The sequence below is a fragment of the Fructobacillus evanidus genome (genome assembly GCF_963580165.1).
GTDB classification, from domain to species: Bacteria; Bacillota; Bacilli; order Lactobacillales; family Lactobacillaceae; genus Fructobacillus; species Fructobacillus evanidus.
The window spans coordinates 110,392-124,550 of the sequence record NZ_CAUZLM010000004.1 but is presented as its reverse complement, the minus strand read 5'-3'; the positions used below and the strand labels follow the sequence as shown (position 1 = coordinate 124,550).

General features: G+C 46.0%; 16 protein-coding genes. 13 read left to right on the top strand and 3 right to left on the bottom strand.

All coding sequences use genetic code 11. The features are described from left to right. Positions 1-23 precede the first annotated feature (23 nt). The 3 genes from pyrF to AABI08_RS04170 all read right to left on the bottom strand — a co-directional run bounded on the left by pyrF (position 24) and on the right by AABI08_RS04170 (position 3,046). Positions 24-737, bottom strand: coding sequence for an orotidine-5'-phosphate decarboxylase (gene pyrF / locus AABI08_RS04180; RefSeq protein ID WP_338343640.1), 714 nt, complete (start codon positions 735-737; stop codon positions 24-26). Positions 738-955: 218 nt separating this feature from the next. Next, entirely contained in the window at positions 956-2,290 is a 1,335-nt protein-coding gene (locus AABI08_RS04175) for a dihydrolipoyl dehydrogenase family protein (protein WP_338344342.1), read from the bottom strand. Positions 2,291-2,554: 264 nt separating this feature from the next. After that, the gene (locus tag AABI08_RS04170; RefSeq protein WP_338343638.1) at positions 2,555-3,046 is read right to left on the bottom strand and encodes an ECF transporter S component; all 492 of its coding nucleotides are present in this window, start codon (positions 3,044-3,046) and stop codon (positions 2,555-2,557) included. A gap of 214 nt (positions 3,047-3,260) precedes the next feature. Between AABI08_RS04170 and gap the strand changes: the two genes are divergently transcribed. From gap to AABI08_RS04105, 13 genes are all read left to right on the top strand, one after another. Continuing rightward, the gene (gene gap, locus AABI08_RS04165) at positions 3,261-4,271 is read left to right on the top strand and encodes a type I glyceraldehyde-3-phosphate dehydrogenase (RefSeq protein WP_047974598.1); all 1,011 of its coding nucleotides are present in this window, start codon (positions 3,261-3,263) and stop codon (positions 4,269-4,271) included. Positions 4,272-4,417: 146 nt separating this feature from the next. Next, a complete protein-coding gene (locus AABI08_RS04160) occupies positions 4,418-5,230 on the top strand; it encodes a metallophosphoesterase (RefSeq protein ID WP_338343637.1) in 813 nt (270 codons plus the stop codon). A 222-nt stretch (positions 5,231-5,452) separates the two neighbouring features. Then, complete coding sequence (fabZ, locus tag AABI08_RS04155) at positions 5,453-5,896, top strand: 3-hydroxyacyl-ACP dehydratase FabZ (RefSeq protein WP_338343636.1); 444 nt, start codon at positions 5,453-5,455, stop codon at positions 5,894-5,896. Next, positions 5,883-6,353: a MarR family winged helix-turn-helix transcriptional regulator gene (locus tag AABI08_RS04150; RefSeq protein ID WP_338343635.1), complete on the top strand. Its 471-nt coding sequence runs from the start codon at positions 5,883-5,885 to the stop codon at positions 6,351-6,353. The genes fabZ (AABI08_RS04155) and AABI08_RS04150 overlap by 14 nt, the downstream gene beginning before the upstream one ends. Positions 6,354-6,375: 22 nt before the next feature. Further along, positions 6,376-7,350: a beta-ketoacyl-ACP synthase III gene (locus tag AABI08_RS04145; RefSeq protein ID WP_338343634.1), complete on the top strand. Its 975-nt coding sequence runs from the start codon at positions 6,376-6,378 to the stop codon at positions 7,348-7,350. Positions 7,351-7,443: 93 nt separating this feature from the next. Next, positions 7,444-7,686: an acyl carrier protein gene (locus tag AABI08_RS04140; protein ID WP_047974605.1), complete on the top strand. Its 243-nt coding sequence runs from the start codon at positions 7,444-7,446 to the stop codon at positions 7,684-7,686. Positions 7,687-7,744: 58 nt separating this feature from the next. Continuing rightward, positions 7,745-8,710, top strand: coding sequence for a DUF561 domain-containing protein (locus AABI08_RS04135; RefSeq protein WP_338343633.1), 966 nt, complete (start codon positions 7,745-7,747; stop codon positions 8,708-8,710). A 12-nt stretch (positions 8,711-8,722) separates the two neighbouring features. Beyond that, the gene (locus tag AABI08_RS04130) at positions 8,723-9,664 is read left to right on the top strand and encodes an ACP S-malonyltransferase (protein ID WP_338343632.1); all 942 of its coding nucleotides are present in this window, start codon (positions 8,723-8,725) and stop codon (positions 9,662-9,664) included. A 6-nt stretch (positions 9,665-9,670) separates the two neighbouring features. Next, entirely contained in the window at positions 9,671-10,399 is a 729-nt protein-coding gene (locus AABI08_RS04125) for a beta-ketoacyl-ACP reductase (protein WP_338343631.1), read from the top strand. Positions 10,400-10,445: 46 nt separating this feature from the next. Continuing rightward, positions 10,446-11,696, top strand: a complete 1,251-nt coding sequence (gene fabF, locus AABI08_RS04120) for a beta-ketoacyl-ACP synthase II (RefSeq protein ID WP_047974609.1) — start codon at positions 10,446-10,448, stop codon at positions 11,694-11,696. 15 nt (positions 11,697-11,711) lie between these two features. Beyond that, complete coding sequence (gene accB, locus AABI08_RS04115) at positions 11,712-12,188, top strand: acetyl-CoA carboxylase biotin carboxyl carrier protein (protein ID WP_203618879.1); 477 nt, start codon at positions 11,712-11,714, stop codon at positions 12,186-12,188. Between the two features lie 80 nt (positions 12,189-12,268). Beyond that, positions 12,269-12,700 carry a 3-hydroxyacyl-ACP dehydratase FabZ gene (gene fabZ, locus AABI08_RS04110; protein ID WP_047974611.1) on the top strand — a complete coding sequence of 144 codons (432 nt, stop codon included), beginning with the start codon at positions 12,269-12,271 and terminating at the stop codon, positions 12,698-12,700. 1 nt (position 12,701) lies between these two features. Further along, on the top strand, positions 12,702-14,084 hold the full coding sequence (locus tag AABI08_RS04105) for an acetyl-CoA carboxylase biotin carboxylase subunit (protein WP_338343630.1): 1,383 nt from the start codon (positions 12,702-12,704) through the stop codon (positions 14,082-14,084). Positions 14,085-14,159: the final 75 nt, after the last annotated feature.

Here is a 14,159-nt window from a genome sequence, read left to right as displayed (position 1 = left end):
TTTAATGTTTTGATTGGTAAAAATCAGCCTTGCCAAGCACTTTGGTAGCGGCGCCAGGCAGCAACCGGGTCGTTCGCCTTGGTAATTGGCCGACCGACAACGATGGCCTTGGCGCCATCTGCGGCTGCTTGGTCGGGACTGGCAACACGAACTTGGTCACCCGTTTGATCTTCTTGCATGCGAATACCAGGGACGACGAAGAGGAAATCAGGACGCAAATGGGCGTTGAGTGTGATCAACTCCAAGGCGGAGCAGATAACGCCATCGCACCCGGCCTGGTCTGCCATTTGGGCTAAGGCCAGGACTTGGTCTTGCATTGGCAGGGCTGCGTGCTGTTCGTTTTTGAGGACTTCGTCAGAAATAGAAGTCAGTTCTGTCACTGCCAGGAGGGCGGGTACGTGGACACCGGCCTTTGTTGCACCGATTTCCAGGCCTTCCTTAGCGGCCTTTAGCATGGCAGACCCACCCAGTGAATGAACGGTTACGTAGTCAACACCGAGTTGGCCAATTTGAGCCATTGCCTGGCGGACGGTGTTGGGGATATCAAAGAGCTTGAGGTCCAAGAAAATGTCGCAACCGCGCTTTTTCAAATCAGTGATAATGGCTGGCCCAGCTTGGTAGAAGAGCTCCATCCCGACCTTGACGGTTAATTGGCTGGGGTCAGGAAAACGATCCAAAAAAGCTGTGACGGCGGCTAAGTCGTCAAAGTCCAAGGCAATCATCAGTGGTTTTTCCATGGTTACTCTCCTTCATGGGCAAGAAAAAAGACTATTCTCTAAAAAAGTCCAGAGAATAGTCTTATTGTGTTAAAAATTAAGCGTAAGTTAATCATCTGGCTTCTCTGAACCAATTAATGACTAATGAAAGTATAAACTATCTGTCGACTTTCGACAAATTTATTTTAAAAAAAGCCCGAAGGAATGTTTCCTTTGGACTTAAAAAATCAGTTCTGATTTTAAAGGAGGTCGCCGATGGCAGAATAACCGATTGTTGGGAAAATCGTGACCAAGCGGCTCAGTTGTGCTGGTGTGTAGGCGAATTCAATGGCAGGCAAGAGAGCGTTGATGATGTCCTCGGCATGTTCTGAAATTTCGATTGCACCAACCAAGTGCTTTTCCTTGTCATAAATTAATGACAGGTGGCCTTCCTTTTCATAGTCGACCATGCGGTACCAATCATCCATGACGTCCTTTTCAACGACATCATATTTATCAGGGTGGGCGGCGGCTTCATCGAGCGTCACGCCCGCCTGGGCCAAACGAGGCGTGGTGAAGACCGTTGTCCCGATGGCTGGGTAGTTGATGGCTTTGTCATCTTGGCCTAAGAGGCGCTTGGCAACATATTGGGACTCAAATGTTGCCGTTGGGGTCAACTTCGGTTGATCCTTCTTCACTACGTCACCGGTTGCATAAATATTCGGCACGGCTGTTTGGAGGTATTCGTTAACCGCAATCCCGGCCTTGTCGAATTCGATTCCCAAATCTTCCAGACCAAGGTCGGCCGTATTTGGTGTGCGACCGGTAGCATCCATGACGTAATCGGCTTCATAGGTACCGGTTGATGTCTTGACGGCAAAACCGGAAGTAACTTGTTCGACACTTTCAGTTTGACTATTCTTGACGAATGTAATGCCTTGCTTTTCAAGGGTTTGCACTAAAGCGTCACTATAGCGTTGGTTAAATTCAGGCAAGGCGCGGTCTGAACGAAGAATAACGGTTACGTCAGCACCAGCGGCGTTCATCATTGAAGCCGTTTCGAGGCCGATATAGCCCGCCCCAATAATGACCATCTTGTCAGGTGCTTGGTCTAGTGACAAGAAGTCCTTGGAATCATGGAGGTACTCAGCACCGGGGATGTCCAGGCGGTTAGAGTGCATACCAGTGGCAATTACGATGTTTTCGGCCGTAACGGTTTGATCACCGATTGTCACGGTGTGAGCGTCTTTTAAGTGGCCAGCACCAAAGTAAAACTTGATGCCTAATTCTTCCATACCACCTTGGATGGCGTTTGGGAAAATGGCGATGATTTCCTTTTTGCGGGCCATGTTCTTGGTCCAGTCAATGTCGCCGCTCCCTGAAACAATGCCATTTGAAGCACGTAGTTCACGTTGTAAGGAAACTGCGTTTTCCAGGATAACTTTGGCGTTGCAACCCCAGTTTGGGCAGGTTCCGCCGACCTTTTCTTTTTCGACAAAGGCGACTTTTTTACCGGCTTGAGCCAAAAGCGGTGCACCATCAAAGGCACCGTGGCCGGCCCCAAGGTACAAAACGTCGTAATCGTATGCTGTCATTTTCTAGATTCCTCCTAAGTTGAAAGCTTAATACGATTATCTCACAGTTTCTTTTGGAAATGAAATTTAAACTATACCAAATTGTCGTTTTCTTTACATGTTTAGCTCATGACTTCAATAAATCAAAAGAACCTGTAAAGATAAAGGGTAAAGAAAAAAGCCCCGACCAACGTTAGCAGATGGCCCCACAGTTTCGTTATCCTAAACTTGGGTTTCGCATCAGTTGGTCAAGGCTTTTTATTTTGTTATTTTTTTGTTTTGCTATTAGTTTAAGGTCACACGCTTCGACAAAGCAGGACGAACGACTAGAGCAATGATTAGACCAAAGGCACATTGAGCGATGTTACCGACGATTGAAGCAAAGCCGGTGGCCCAGCTGTGTGAAAGGAAGGCTGTGGCAAAGAAGTAGCCGACAACCATGACAAAGGAAGCCACGATAACGGCAATTGTTTGGCTCATCACTGATTTTTTAGCACCAATTAACCCGGCCAAGTAACCTTCCAAGCCGTGAATGACCAAAGAGAAGGGAGCCCAGGCTGCGTAGCCAGCTAAAAGATCCAAGAGCAAGCCTGACAAACCACCGACAATCATCCCAGAACGTGCGCTACCCAGGAGCGCCACTAAGAAAATGCCGGCTTCGACTAAGTTGACGTAGCCACCTGGCGTTGGAATGCGCACCACATAAGAAAGGGCGAGGTTTAAAGCAGTAATCACGGCCAAAGTCGTGATGGTCTTGGTAGTAAAATATTTATTCATAATCGTCTCTCCGTGAATTTAAATAATAGGAATATTATAGCAAGAATTCTAATGAATAAAAAAGACAGTTTCTTTTCAGTTATCCGACAAAATCAGTAAATGGTATGGTTAATTTTCCAAACAATTTCTAGTGAAGACTTGCACTGGTTTCTAGCCTTTGTGTTATAATGTCCTTGTTGACATAAGTCAAAAAATTAATTGGAGGTCTACACACATGACTGTGAAGATTGGTATTAATGGATTCGGTCGGATTGGTCGTTTGGCATTCCGTCGTATCTTGGAACTTGGCGACTCAGCAGCTGATGTTGAAGTTGCAGCCATCAACGATTTGACTAGCCCATCAATGTTGGCATACTTGTTGAAGTATGACTCAACTCATGGAACTTTGGATGCTGAAGTTTCTGCTGATGAAACTGGTATCGTGGTTAACGGTAAGCACTACACTGTTTATGCAGAACGCGATGCAAAGAACATTCCTTGGGTTAAGAACGATGGCGTTGAATATGTATTGGAAGCTACTGGTTTCTATACTTCAGCCGAAAAGTCACAAGCCCACTTGGACGCAGGTGCTAAGAAGGTTTTGATCTCAGCTCCAGCTGGTGATGTACCAACTGTTGTTTATGGTGTAAACCAAGACATCTTGAAGGCTGACGACAAGATTGTTTCAGCTGGTTCATGTACTACACAGTCATTGGCTCCAATGGCTCGTGTATTGCAAGACCAATTCGGTGTTGAAGTGGCAACGATGACTACTATCCACGCCTTTACTTCAACTCAAATGATTTTGGATGGACCTAAGTCAAAGAAGTTCCGTTCAAACCGTACTGCTTCTGTAAACACTATCCCTCACTCAACTGGTGCTGCTAAGGCTATCGGCCTTGTTGTTCCAGAATTGAAGGGTAAGGTTGACGGTCACGCACAACGTGTTGCCGTTGTTGATGGTTCTGTTACTGAATTGACTTCAGTTTTGTCAAAGAAGGTTTCAGCAGACGAAATCAACGCAGCTATGAAGGCAGCTTCATCTGACTCATTTGGCTACAACGAAGACGAAATCGTTTCATCAGACATCATTGGTGACACACACGGTGCTACTTTCGATGCTACTCAAACGCAAATCGTCGAAGCCGGTGACAAGCAATTGGTTAAGACTGTTTCATGGTACGACAACGAATACGGTTTCACTTCAAACATGATCCGTACTTTGTTGCACTTTGCAAACGTATAATCATTTATATAAAGGAAGAACGCTTCGGCGTTCTTTTTTGTGCATTTTTTGATTGATTAATTATAAAATCAGCTACCAGCAACCGACCTTGCTCGTCCTCTCGTGGTAGACTGGGTTATACGAACAAGAAGAACAAGAGGACAAAGATGCAAGTTGCCATTTCGTCAGATAATCATTTGGATTTAAATAAGGTTGAAACAGAGTGGGCGCTGGAGCAACAAGCCGCCTACCTGCAAAAAAATCAGATTGCGGTTTATGTCATCGCCGGTGATCTGTTTAATCGCTTTGACAAAACATTAGACTTTGCTCGCAATCTGCAGCGACGGTTAGGGTCGGCGACGGCGGTCCGATTTTTGGCGGGCAATCATGAAATGGGGGCGGGAGTCAGTTACCAGGAACTCGAAAGTCCGGTGGATGACCTTTATTTTCATCATAAAACGCTGGATATTGGTTCGGCTCGCTTAATTGGCAATAATGGCTGGTATGATTATAGCTTTGACCAAAACCAGCATAGTGTTGAAAAAATCACTCGGTTTAAGCGTGAATTTTGGTACGATCGACGGATTGAGCAACCGATGACTGATCCTGAAAGATTGGCTATTAACTTAAATCAGATGGAACAAGACATTAAAGAGGCAAAGAAGATGGGGAAAACCCCAATCTTAATTAACCATTTTGCCCAGGAACAGGCCTTTATTGATCAAATGCCATTTCGCATGGAGCGGCTTGATGTGCTGAGGTCCTTTTTAGGTAGTCAGGCCGTTGGTGATTTAGCGGTAGCCAATCAGGTTCAGGCTGCGATTTCTGGTCACTTGCATCTCCATGTTCAGGCGTTGCCCATTCAGCAAACGACCTTTTATAACGCTTCGGTTGGCTACCGGACTCGTCGGGTCAAGGAATGGTTTAGTCATGATTTTATGACGGAGTGGCAAAATCGTTTGATTGTTTTAGACGTTTGAGGCTATTAGGTTGATTTTTCTAAGCTTTTCAATCTGAATCTAAGCTATTAATTGCAGGGCCAGAAGCGGGCTGATTTTTTAATAATTAATATAGGTAGAAAGTGTTAAAATGAGTTGAGAAACGCTGATAGTTTGACTATCGAAGTATTAACTGTTAGACTATTTTTATTGTGAATCAAAGTTAACTAGGGCCATTCTCGGCCATTTAGAAAGGAAACCCTAATGCCAGTACTGACTACGACTGAAATTATGGACCTCATTCCAAACCGTTACCCAATCATCTATATGGACTACGTTGAAGAAATGGTTCCTGACGAATCAATCGTTGCTGTGAAAAATGTGACGATTAATGAGCAATTCTTCCAAGGACATTTTCCTGGTAACCCAGTAATGCCTGGTGTGTTGATTATCGAGTCATTGGCGCAAGCAGCGTCGATTTTGATTTTGTCATCACCTCAGTTTAAGGGGAAGACAGCCTACATGACAGGAATCAATAATGCCAAGTTTAAGAAGATGGTTGTTCCTGGTGATGTTTTGAAGTTACATGCTACATTTGGCAAGGTTCGAGAGAACATGGGGACCGTTACGGTCACGGCTAAGGTCAATGATAAGGTCGCAACCAGCGCGGAACTAATGTTCGTGGTGGCGCCTGATGAGCAAAACTGAGCTGGCTAACCAGCAGGTCAACGTCAAGCAAATCAATCATGATTTGATGGAGATGTTTGCCAATGTTGTTTGGGTAGAAGAGTACGAACTCAAACAGAGCCCTTTTTCGGCCTTGACGGTCAAAGAAGTGCACACGATTTACGCTATCTCCATGTACGAGGAAAAGACTGCCTCGCAGGTGGCTAAGGCTGTTCACCTGAGTCCAAGTGCGATGACCACGGCCATCGATCGCTTGGTTGATAAGGGATATGTCGAGCGCCGCCGGTCAAAGGAAGATAAGCGGGTGGTGAAATTAGGTTTGACCCATCAGGGGCGAATCTTATACCGGGCGCACCAAGCGTTTCATTTTAAGGTGACTAAGGCTTTGTTGGACGATATGTCCAGTGAAGAGGCATTGGCGATGGAACGGGCGGTACATAACTTACAAGCTTATTTGAAGGCCTTAATTGATAGTTAGGCGAACGGGATTGTGAAAAATTATGGAAAACATTAAGATTGTCACCACGGCGATGCAAGTGCCAGAACGAGTGGTGACAAATGATGACTTAACGGAATTGATGGATACCAGTGATGAGTGGATTTACCCACGAACCGGTATCCACCAACGCCATGTTGTGACAACTGAAAATACATCAGACTTGGCAACTAGTGTTGCCAAAAAGTTATTGGAACAATCGGGGTGGGATGTCGCTGATTTGGACTTTATTATCGTGGGGACCATGTCACCCGATGCCCTTTCACCCCATACAGCTGCGATTGTTCAAGGAAATATTGAAGCACCAAATGCTTTTGCCTTTGATTTAAATGCGGCTTGTTCCGGCTTTGTTTACGGAATGTCCGTTGCCTCATCCTTCCTTTCATCTGGTCGTTACCAGAAGGGGATGTTTATTGGGGCAGAAGTGCTGTCAAAGCTCGTTGACTGGAAAGACCGGACGGTTTCTGTCTTATTCGGCGATGGTGCCGGTGGTGTTTTGCTTGAGAAGACGGACGAACCCGTTGGCTTGATTGCAGAAGAATTGCAGTCATTTGGGGACCGAGGTCAAGCAATCTTGACTGGCCGTTTTGCCAACAAGAATGCCTTTGCTGGTGAAATTTCACCACTCGATCCATACTTCCACCAAGACGGTCGAAGCGTCTATAGCTTTGCTACGCGTGAAGTGCCGAAGGTTATGAAGAAGGCTTTGGAAAAAGCAGGACTTGAAGCCGACGATGTGGACTTTTATTTGGCACATCAGGCAAACAAGCGCATTGTGGAATCCATGGCGAAGAACTTTGGCCAACCAATGGACAAGTTCCCAACCAACATGGAAGAATATGGCAACACGTCTGCCGGTTCGACGGCCATCTTGCTCGATGAATTGCGTCGCAGTGGTCAGATTAAGCCTGGCATGAAGATTGCCTTTGTCGGCTTTGGCGGCGGTCTGGCGATTGGCGTCCAAATTTGGCAACTATAATTAAACAATAAAAATCAGAATTGCGGTGTAGTAGACTGCACCGTAAAAATCCAACGTATTGCAATACGAACATCTATATAGGAGAGCATGCTCATGACTAACGAAGAAATTTTTGACAAGGTTAAGGAAATTTTGATCGACCAATTCGATTTGGAAGATTCAGAAGTTTCATTGACTACTAACATGACTGATGACATCGATGCCGATTCATTGGACTTGTTCGAAGTTTTGAACCGTGTCGAAGACGACTTCGACATCAAGTTGGAAGAAACTGAAGAAGTTAAGACTGTTCAAGACTTGGTTAACAAGATCAAGGACCAACTTGACAAGAAGTAAGCATCAGGCGGTTTTTAACCGCATACATACAGATAGATAAAATAAAGAGGCAGAGATTATGACATTTAAAATTGACAACCCCATTTTTGATAAATTAGGGATGAAGTACCCAATCGTTGAAGGTGGGATGACTTGGGCCGGTACAGGTGCCTTAGCTGCCGCTGTATCTGAAGCTGGTGGACTTGGTTTTATCGGAACTGGTTACTGGCACGGTGACGACGTTCGTCGTGAAGTTCGTCGTGCTAAGGAATTAACGGACAAGCCTTTTGGTGTCAACGTGATGTTGATGTCTCGTCACATTCGTGAAGTCTTTGATGTGATTTTGGAAGAAGGCGTGAAGGTTGTGGCAACTGGCGCTGGTGATCCATCACCATTCTTAGAAGAATTGCATGCTGCAGGCGTAACGGTTATCCCTGTTGTACCATCCGTTTCAATGGCCAAGATGATGCAACGTAAGGGTGTTGATGCCGTGGTTGCTGAAGGAATGGAATCAGGTGGCCACATTGGTCAAATGACAACAATGGCCTTGGTACCACAAGTTGTTGATGCCGTTGATATTCCCGTTATTGCCGCTGGTGGAATCGGTGATGGCCGCGGTGTTGCCGCTGCCTTTGCCTTGGGTGCCTCAGGGGTCCAAATGGGAACTCGTTTCTTGACTGCTACTGAATCTGAAGTTCACCCAAACTACAAGGCGAAGGTCTTGAAGGCCCGTGATATTGATACAATTATCACTGGTAACATTGTTGGTTCACGTGTCCGTGTCTTGAAGAATAAGATGGCCAAGGAATACGTGAAGCGCGAAGTGGAAGAAATCGGTAAGCCAGAGCCTGATTACGAAACAGTTGAAAAGCTTGAATCAGGAACCTTGCGTGCCGCCGTTGTCGATGGTGACAAGAACGGTGGGGCCTTCATGGCTGGTCAAATTTCAGGAATGGTCAATGATGAAAAGCCTGTTGCTGAAATTTTGGCTGAAATTTGGGCACAAGCAACGGACATCATGGGCATTGAAAACAAGGCAAAATAAGCGAGGTTTCTAATGAAAGTAGGACTGCTATTCAACGGTCAGGGATCACAGCAAGCGGGCATGGGGACAGACCTCTATGAAAACTTGCCAGGCTACAAGGCTTATATCGACAAGGCTTCTGCCATCTTGGGTTATGACTTAAATGAGTTAGACCAAGACGAAGAAAAAATTCGACAAACACAGTACGCACAACCGGCCATCGTGGCAATGGATGCAGCCTTAGCTGCTTCATTAAAGGATGCCGGCTTAACCGATGTGGTTGCTGGTTTGGGCCTTTCGTTAGGTGAATATCCAGCCTTGATTGCCAATGGCATTCTGACCTTTGAACAAGCAATCGCCTTGGTTAAAGACCGCGGTCAATACATGCAGGAGGTTGGCGACAAGAACCCCGGCAAGATGGTTGCGGTTTTGGATGATAACCAAGACATGATTGTTGAGGTTGTTGAAGGTTTGCAAAAAAATGGCCTAAAAGTTTACCCAGCTAATTTTAATACCTTTTCACAATTGGTTATCGGCGGTGTCAAAGCCGATGTTGACCAGGCCGTTGAGGCATTGACAGAAGCCGGTGTGAAGAAGCAGGTCGAGTTGCCAGTTGTTGGTGCCTTCCACACGCCATTGCTAAACGAAGCCTCTGAAAAGATGGCAACACGCTTGGCAGGAGAAAAATTTGGTGTGGGGACTTACCCTGTTTATTCCAATACGACGAAGCAAGCCTTTACAGCTGAGACCGTCAAGGATACCTTGACGAAGCAGATTGTTTCGCCAACCTACTTTGCACAATGCTTGCAGGAGATGGTGGATGCCGGAGTTGATACTTTGGTTGAAATCGGTCCTGCTGCCACTCTCGTCAAATTTGCGAAGAAAATTGCGCCAAAGGATGTTACCAAGTACACGGTGACGGACTTTGCTTCCTATCAAAAAGTCGTTGATGCCATCAACGCAGAGAAAGGATAAGAATCCATGGACTTTACTAATCAAACTGTTTTGGTAACTGGGTCATCACGAGGAATCGGCTTAGCCGTTGCTCACGCCTTTGATAATGCGGGTGCCCGCGTTATCTTGCATGGTCGTTCTGCTATTAAAGAAGAAGTCATCAGCTCCTTCAAGCAAAAGCCAATGACGTTGCAATTTGACGTTGCCGATGCCGAAACAGTGGAAGCAACTTTCAAAGACTTGTACAAGCAAGAAGGCTTTGAAGGCATTGATATCTTGGTGAACAATGCCGGGATTACCAAGGACCAGTTAGTGATGGGGATGAGCCCAGCTGATTTTGCCCAGGTTGTGAACACAAACTTGAATGGAACGTTCAATGTGACACAACCCGTCTTCAAGAAGATGATTCGACAAAAGCACGGTGTGATTTTGAACATGGCTTCTGTTGTTGGCCAAATGGGTAATGTTGGTCAAGCCAATTATGCCGCTTCAAAGGCTGGTATCATTGGGTTGACAAAGTCTTTGGCTAAGGAAGGGGCGAAGCGCAATATCCGCGTAAACGCCATCGCCCCTGGGATGATTGTTTCAGATATGACGGATGCTTTGTCAGACAAGGCGCGTGAAGCCATTTTGAATGAGATTCCTTTGTCACGGTTTGGTTCAATCGACGATGTGGCCGATGTTGCGCTATTCTTAGCCGGCAATGACTACATGACTGGACAAACAATTACCGTTGACGGTGGCCTTTATATTTAATAAACATCGTTCATTTTAAGTTACTTAGATTAGAAAGGAAGCGGCAATGACACGAGTCGTAATTACTGGGATGGGGGCTGTTACCCCATTAGGAAACGATACAAAGACCTTCTTGGATGGCCTTTTTGATGAAAAATTAGGAATTAAGCCAATCACGAAGTTTGATGCAACTGAAACTGGTATTTCAGTTGCCGGACAAGTTGACGGTTTTGATCCAGCTTTGCGCGTAGGAAAGCGTGATGCACGTAAGTTGGATTTGTTCTCACAGTATGCCATCGATGCTTCTTACCAAGCCTTGGACCAAGCAGGTTTGTTGCCTGACGAAGGTTCAGAAGCAAAGTCAAAGGTTGCTAACTCAGAACGCTTTGGTGTGATCTTGGGAAACGGAATTGGTGGTTTGACAACTATCCAAGAACAAGTGATTAAGATGCACGAAAAGGGACCACAACGCGTTTCACCATTGTTCGTCCCTGAATCAATTCCGAACATGGTTTCAGGAAACGTTTCATTGCGCTTTGGCGCTCGTGGCGTGAACTTCACAGTTGTAACGGCTTGTGCCTCAGCTACGAACGCCATTGGTGAAGCCTTCTGGCGCATCCAATCAGGTCGTGAAGACGTGATGTTGACTGGTGGTTCAGAAGCCACTGTTAACGAAATCGGAATTGCTGGTTTCGCCGCTTTGACTGCTTTGTCAAAGGAAGAAGACCCTGCACAAGCATCAAAGCCATTTGACAAGAACCGTCATGGTTTCGTCTTGGGCGAAGGTTCAGGAATCCTTGTCTTGGAGTCTTTGGAACACGCCGAAGCTCGTGGTGCCAACATCTTGGCCGAAGTTGTCGGATACGGTGCATCATCAGATGCTTACCACATGACTTCTCCTGCCCCTGACGGTGAAGGAGCTGCTCGGGCAATGAAGGCAGCCTTGAAGGATGCTGATATCAAGCCAGAAGACGTTACTTATTTGAACGCCCACGGTACTGCTACCGGTGCAAACGATTCAGGTGAAGCCGAAGCTGTTGCTTCTGTCTTTGGTCCAAACTCTGTCTTGGTTTCATCAACTAAGGGCATGACTGGTCACCTTTTGGGTGCCGCTGGTGCCATCGAAGCCGTTGCTTCTGTTGGTGCCATCGACCGTGGTCAATTGCCAGTTAACGTTGGCTTTGATGAACCAGATGAGCACACAAAGTTGGTGAACTTGGTTAACGAAACGAACAAGAATACGGCTCCTGAATATGTTTTGTCTGCTAACTACGGTTTTGGTGGTCATAACGCAGCTGTTGTCTTCAAGAAGTGGTAAGAGGGAAGTTCAATAATGAATTTAAATGTCAAAGAAATTCGTGAATTGATGGCAGACTTGGAAAAGTCTACCCTGCGCGATGTTTACATCCAAGATGGTGAATTTTCATTGCACTTGTCTAAGAACGAACAGGTTCAAGGCGGTAACACACCAGCGCCAGTAGCGCCAAGTGCACCCGCAGCACAACCTGTTGTGAACCAAGCGCCAGCAGCTCAGGCCGCTGCACCTGAAGTAGCTGCACCAGCAGCCGCTGGAAAAGAAATCAAGGCACCAATGGTCGGAACGGTTTATCTCCAACCAAAGCCAGGTGAACCAAACTTTAAGAATGTTGGCGACCACGTCGAAAAGGGCGAAACAGTTGCCATCATTGAAGCCATGAAGTTGATGACTGAAATCAAGTCAGACGTTTCTGGTACCATTGCTGAAGTTTTGGTTGATAACGAAGAAGTGGTTGACTTTGATAAGCCACTTTACCGTGTCACAACTGATTAAGAGATTAGACGGCTATTTCGGCCGATCGTCTTGTCCAAGCGCTGCTTGGATATACATAGACAGCTAAAAGGAGAAGAGCTATGACCCAATTGAACACAAAGGAAATTCAAGAAATTCTTCCACATCGTTACCCAATGTTGATGTTGGACACGGTTGAGGAATTAGTACCTGGTGAGCGCTGCGTGGCCATCAAGAACATTTCAATTAACGAAGAAATCTTCCAAGGACACTTCCCTGGTAACCCAACTTTCCCAGGGGCTTTGACCGTTGAAGCATTGGCCCAAGCTGGTGCCGTTGCTTTGCTTTCAATGCCTGAGTTCAAGGGTAAGACAGCTTACTTTGGTGGCATCAAGAAGGCCCGTTACCGTCAAATGGTTCGTCCTGGGGACCAATTGCGCTTAGAAGTCGTTTTGGATCGCTTGCGTGGCCCTGTTGGTTCAGGAAAAGGAATTGCCTGGGTGAATGGTAAGAAGGCAACAACCGCTGAATTGACATTTATTGTTGGAGATTAAGATGTTTAAAAAAGTATTGGTAGCCAATCGTGGCGAAATCGCCGTGCGGATTATCCGGACGTTGAAGGAAATGGGCATCCAAACGGTTGCAATTTATTCAACGGCTGATAAGGATTCTTTGCACGTTCAAGTAGCAGACGAGGCCATCTGTGTTGGTGGCCCAAAGCCTGCTGATTCTTACCTAAACATGAAAAATGTTGTGACGGCAGCCCTATTAACGGGTGCTGAAGCAATTCACCCAGGTTATGGGTTCTTATCAGAAAACGCCCTATTTGCCGAAATGGTTGGTGATGTCAACATTAAGTGGATTGGTCCTCGTCCAGAAACAATCGATTTGATGGGAAACAAGGAACATGCCCGAGCAGAAATGACCAAGGCAGGCGTTCCGGTAATCCCTGGTTCTGACGGCTATATTCATAACGTCGACGAAGCCATTGAGGTTTCAAAAAAGACGGGATTCCCATTGTTGCTGAAGGCTGCTGCCGGTGGTGGTGGTAAAGGAATGCGCTTTGTTTACTCAGAAGGTGAACTGGCAGAAAACTTTATCAACGCTCAAAGCGAAGCTCAGTTGTCATATGGCGATGACCATATGTACATCGAAAAGGTGATGACGGATGTCCGCCATATCGAAATGCAAGTGATTCGCGACCAATTTGGCAACGTGATTTGCTTGCCAGAACGAAACTGTTCTTTGCAACGTCGCAACCAAAAGGTGATGGAAGAATCACCAGCCGCTTCCGTGACACCAACAATGCGTGAAGAATTGATGGACATTGTCACGAAAGCCGTGAACGCGATTGACTATGAAAATACTGGAACGATTGAATTCCTTCAAGACCAAGAAGGTAAGTTCTACTTCATGGAAATGAATACCCGAATTCAGGTTGAACACCCGGTCACTGAAATGGTGACGGGCTTGGATTTGGTTCGCTTGCAGGTTGAAGTTGCTGCAGGTGAAGAATTAAAGTTAAAGCAAGCTGACGTTCAAATCAGCGGCCATGCCGTTGAAATGCGTTTGACGGCTGAAAAGCCAGAAGCTAATTTTGCCCCTAGTGCTGGAAAGGTTGACTTTGTCTTCTTGCCAACTGGTGGACCAGGGGTTCGAATCGATTCAGCCCTTTACAATGGTGACACCATCCAACCGTTCTACGATTCGATGATTGCGAAGCTGATTGCCCATGATGAAACGCGTGGGGAAGCCTTAGCTAAGTTGGAACGAATGGTTGACGAAACTTCCTTAGTGGGCGTTTCCACATCGCAGTCTTTCCAAAAGGCCTTGTTGTTGGATGAAAACGTCTTGACAGATAACTTTGGAACGAAGTATCTTGAAGATACATTTATGCCAAAGTGGGAAGAAAAACTGGCTGAACAGGCTGGTGAATAAATTTCTTGACGAAAGCCGCCTTTGAGCGGCTTTCACTTGCTTAAGAAACTTTAGACCCAAACAGTGATGAGGGGG

What these genes read in the sequence shown, in the direction of transcription:
- pyrF (WP_338343640.1), bottom strand. Translation starts at nt 737, where the DNA reads ATGGAAAAACCACTGATGATTGCCTTGGACTTTGACGACTTAGCCGCC.
- AABI08_RS04175 (WP_338344342.1), bottom strand. Translation starts at nt 2,290, where the DNA reads ATGACAGCATACGATTACGACGTTTTGTACCTTGGGGCCGGCCACGGT.
- AABI08_RS04170 (WP_338343638.1), bottom strand. Translation starts at nt 3,046, where the DNA reads ATGAATAAATATTTTACTACCAAGACCATCACGACTTTGGCCGTGATT.
- gap (WP_047974598.1), top strand. Translation starts at nt 3,261, where the DNA reads ATGACTGTGAAGATTGGTATTAATGGATTCGGTCGGATTGGTCGTTTG.
- AABI08_RS04160 (WP_338343637.1), top strand. Translation starts at nt 4,418, where the DNA reads ATGCAAGTTGCCATTTCGTCAGATAATCATTTGGATTTAAATAAGGTT.
- fabZ (WP_338343636.1), top strand. Translation starts at nt 5,453, where the DNA reads ATGCCAGTACTGACTACGACTGAAATTATGGACCTCATTCCAAACCGT.
- AABI08_RS04150 (WP_338343635.1), top strand. Translation starts at nt 5,883, where the DNA reads ATGAGCAAAACTGAGCTGGCTAACCAGCAGGTCAACGTCAAGCAAATC.
- AABI08_RS04145 (WP_338343634.1), top strand. Translation starts at nt 6,376, where the DNA reads ATGGAAAACATTAAGATTGTCACCACGGCGATGCAAGTGCCAGAACGA.
- AABI08_RS04140 (WP_047974605.1), top strand. Translation starts at nt 7,444, where the DNA reads ATGACTAACGAAGAAATTTTTGACAAGGTTAAGGAAATTTTGATCGAC.
- AABI08_RS04135 (WP_338343633.1), top strand. Translation starts at nt 7,745, where the DNA reads ATGACATTTAAAATTGACAACCCCATTTTTGATAAATTAGGGATGAAG.
- AABI08_RS04130 (WP_338343632.1), top strand. Translation starts at nt 8,723, where the DNA reads ATGAAAGTAGGACTGCTATTCAACGGTCAGGGATCACAGCAAGCGGGC.
- AABI08_RS04125 (WP_338343631.1), top strand. Translation starts at nt 9,671, where the DNA reads ATGGACTTTACTAATCAAACTGTTTTGGTAACTGGGTCATCACGAGGA.
- fabF (WP_047974609.1), top strand. Translation starts at nt 10,446, where the DNA reads ATGACACGAGTCGTAATTACTGGGATGGGGGCTGTTACCCCATTAGGA.
- accB (WP_203618879.1), top strand. Translation starts at nt 11,712, where the DNA reads ATGAATTTAAATGTCAAAGAAATTCGTGAATTGATGGCAGACTTGGAA.
- fabZ (WP_047974611.1), top strand. Translation starts at nt 12,269, where the DNA reads ATGACCCAATTGAACACAAAGGAAATTCAAGAAATTCTTCCACATCGT.
- AABI08_RS04105 (WP_338343630.1), top strand. Translation starts at nt 12,702, where the DNA reads ATGTTTAAAAAAGTATTGGTAGCCAATCGTGGCGAAATCGCCGTGCGG.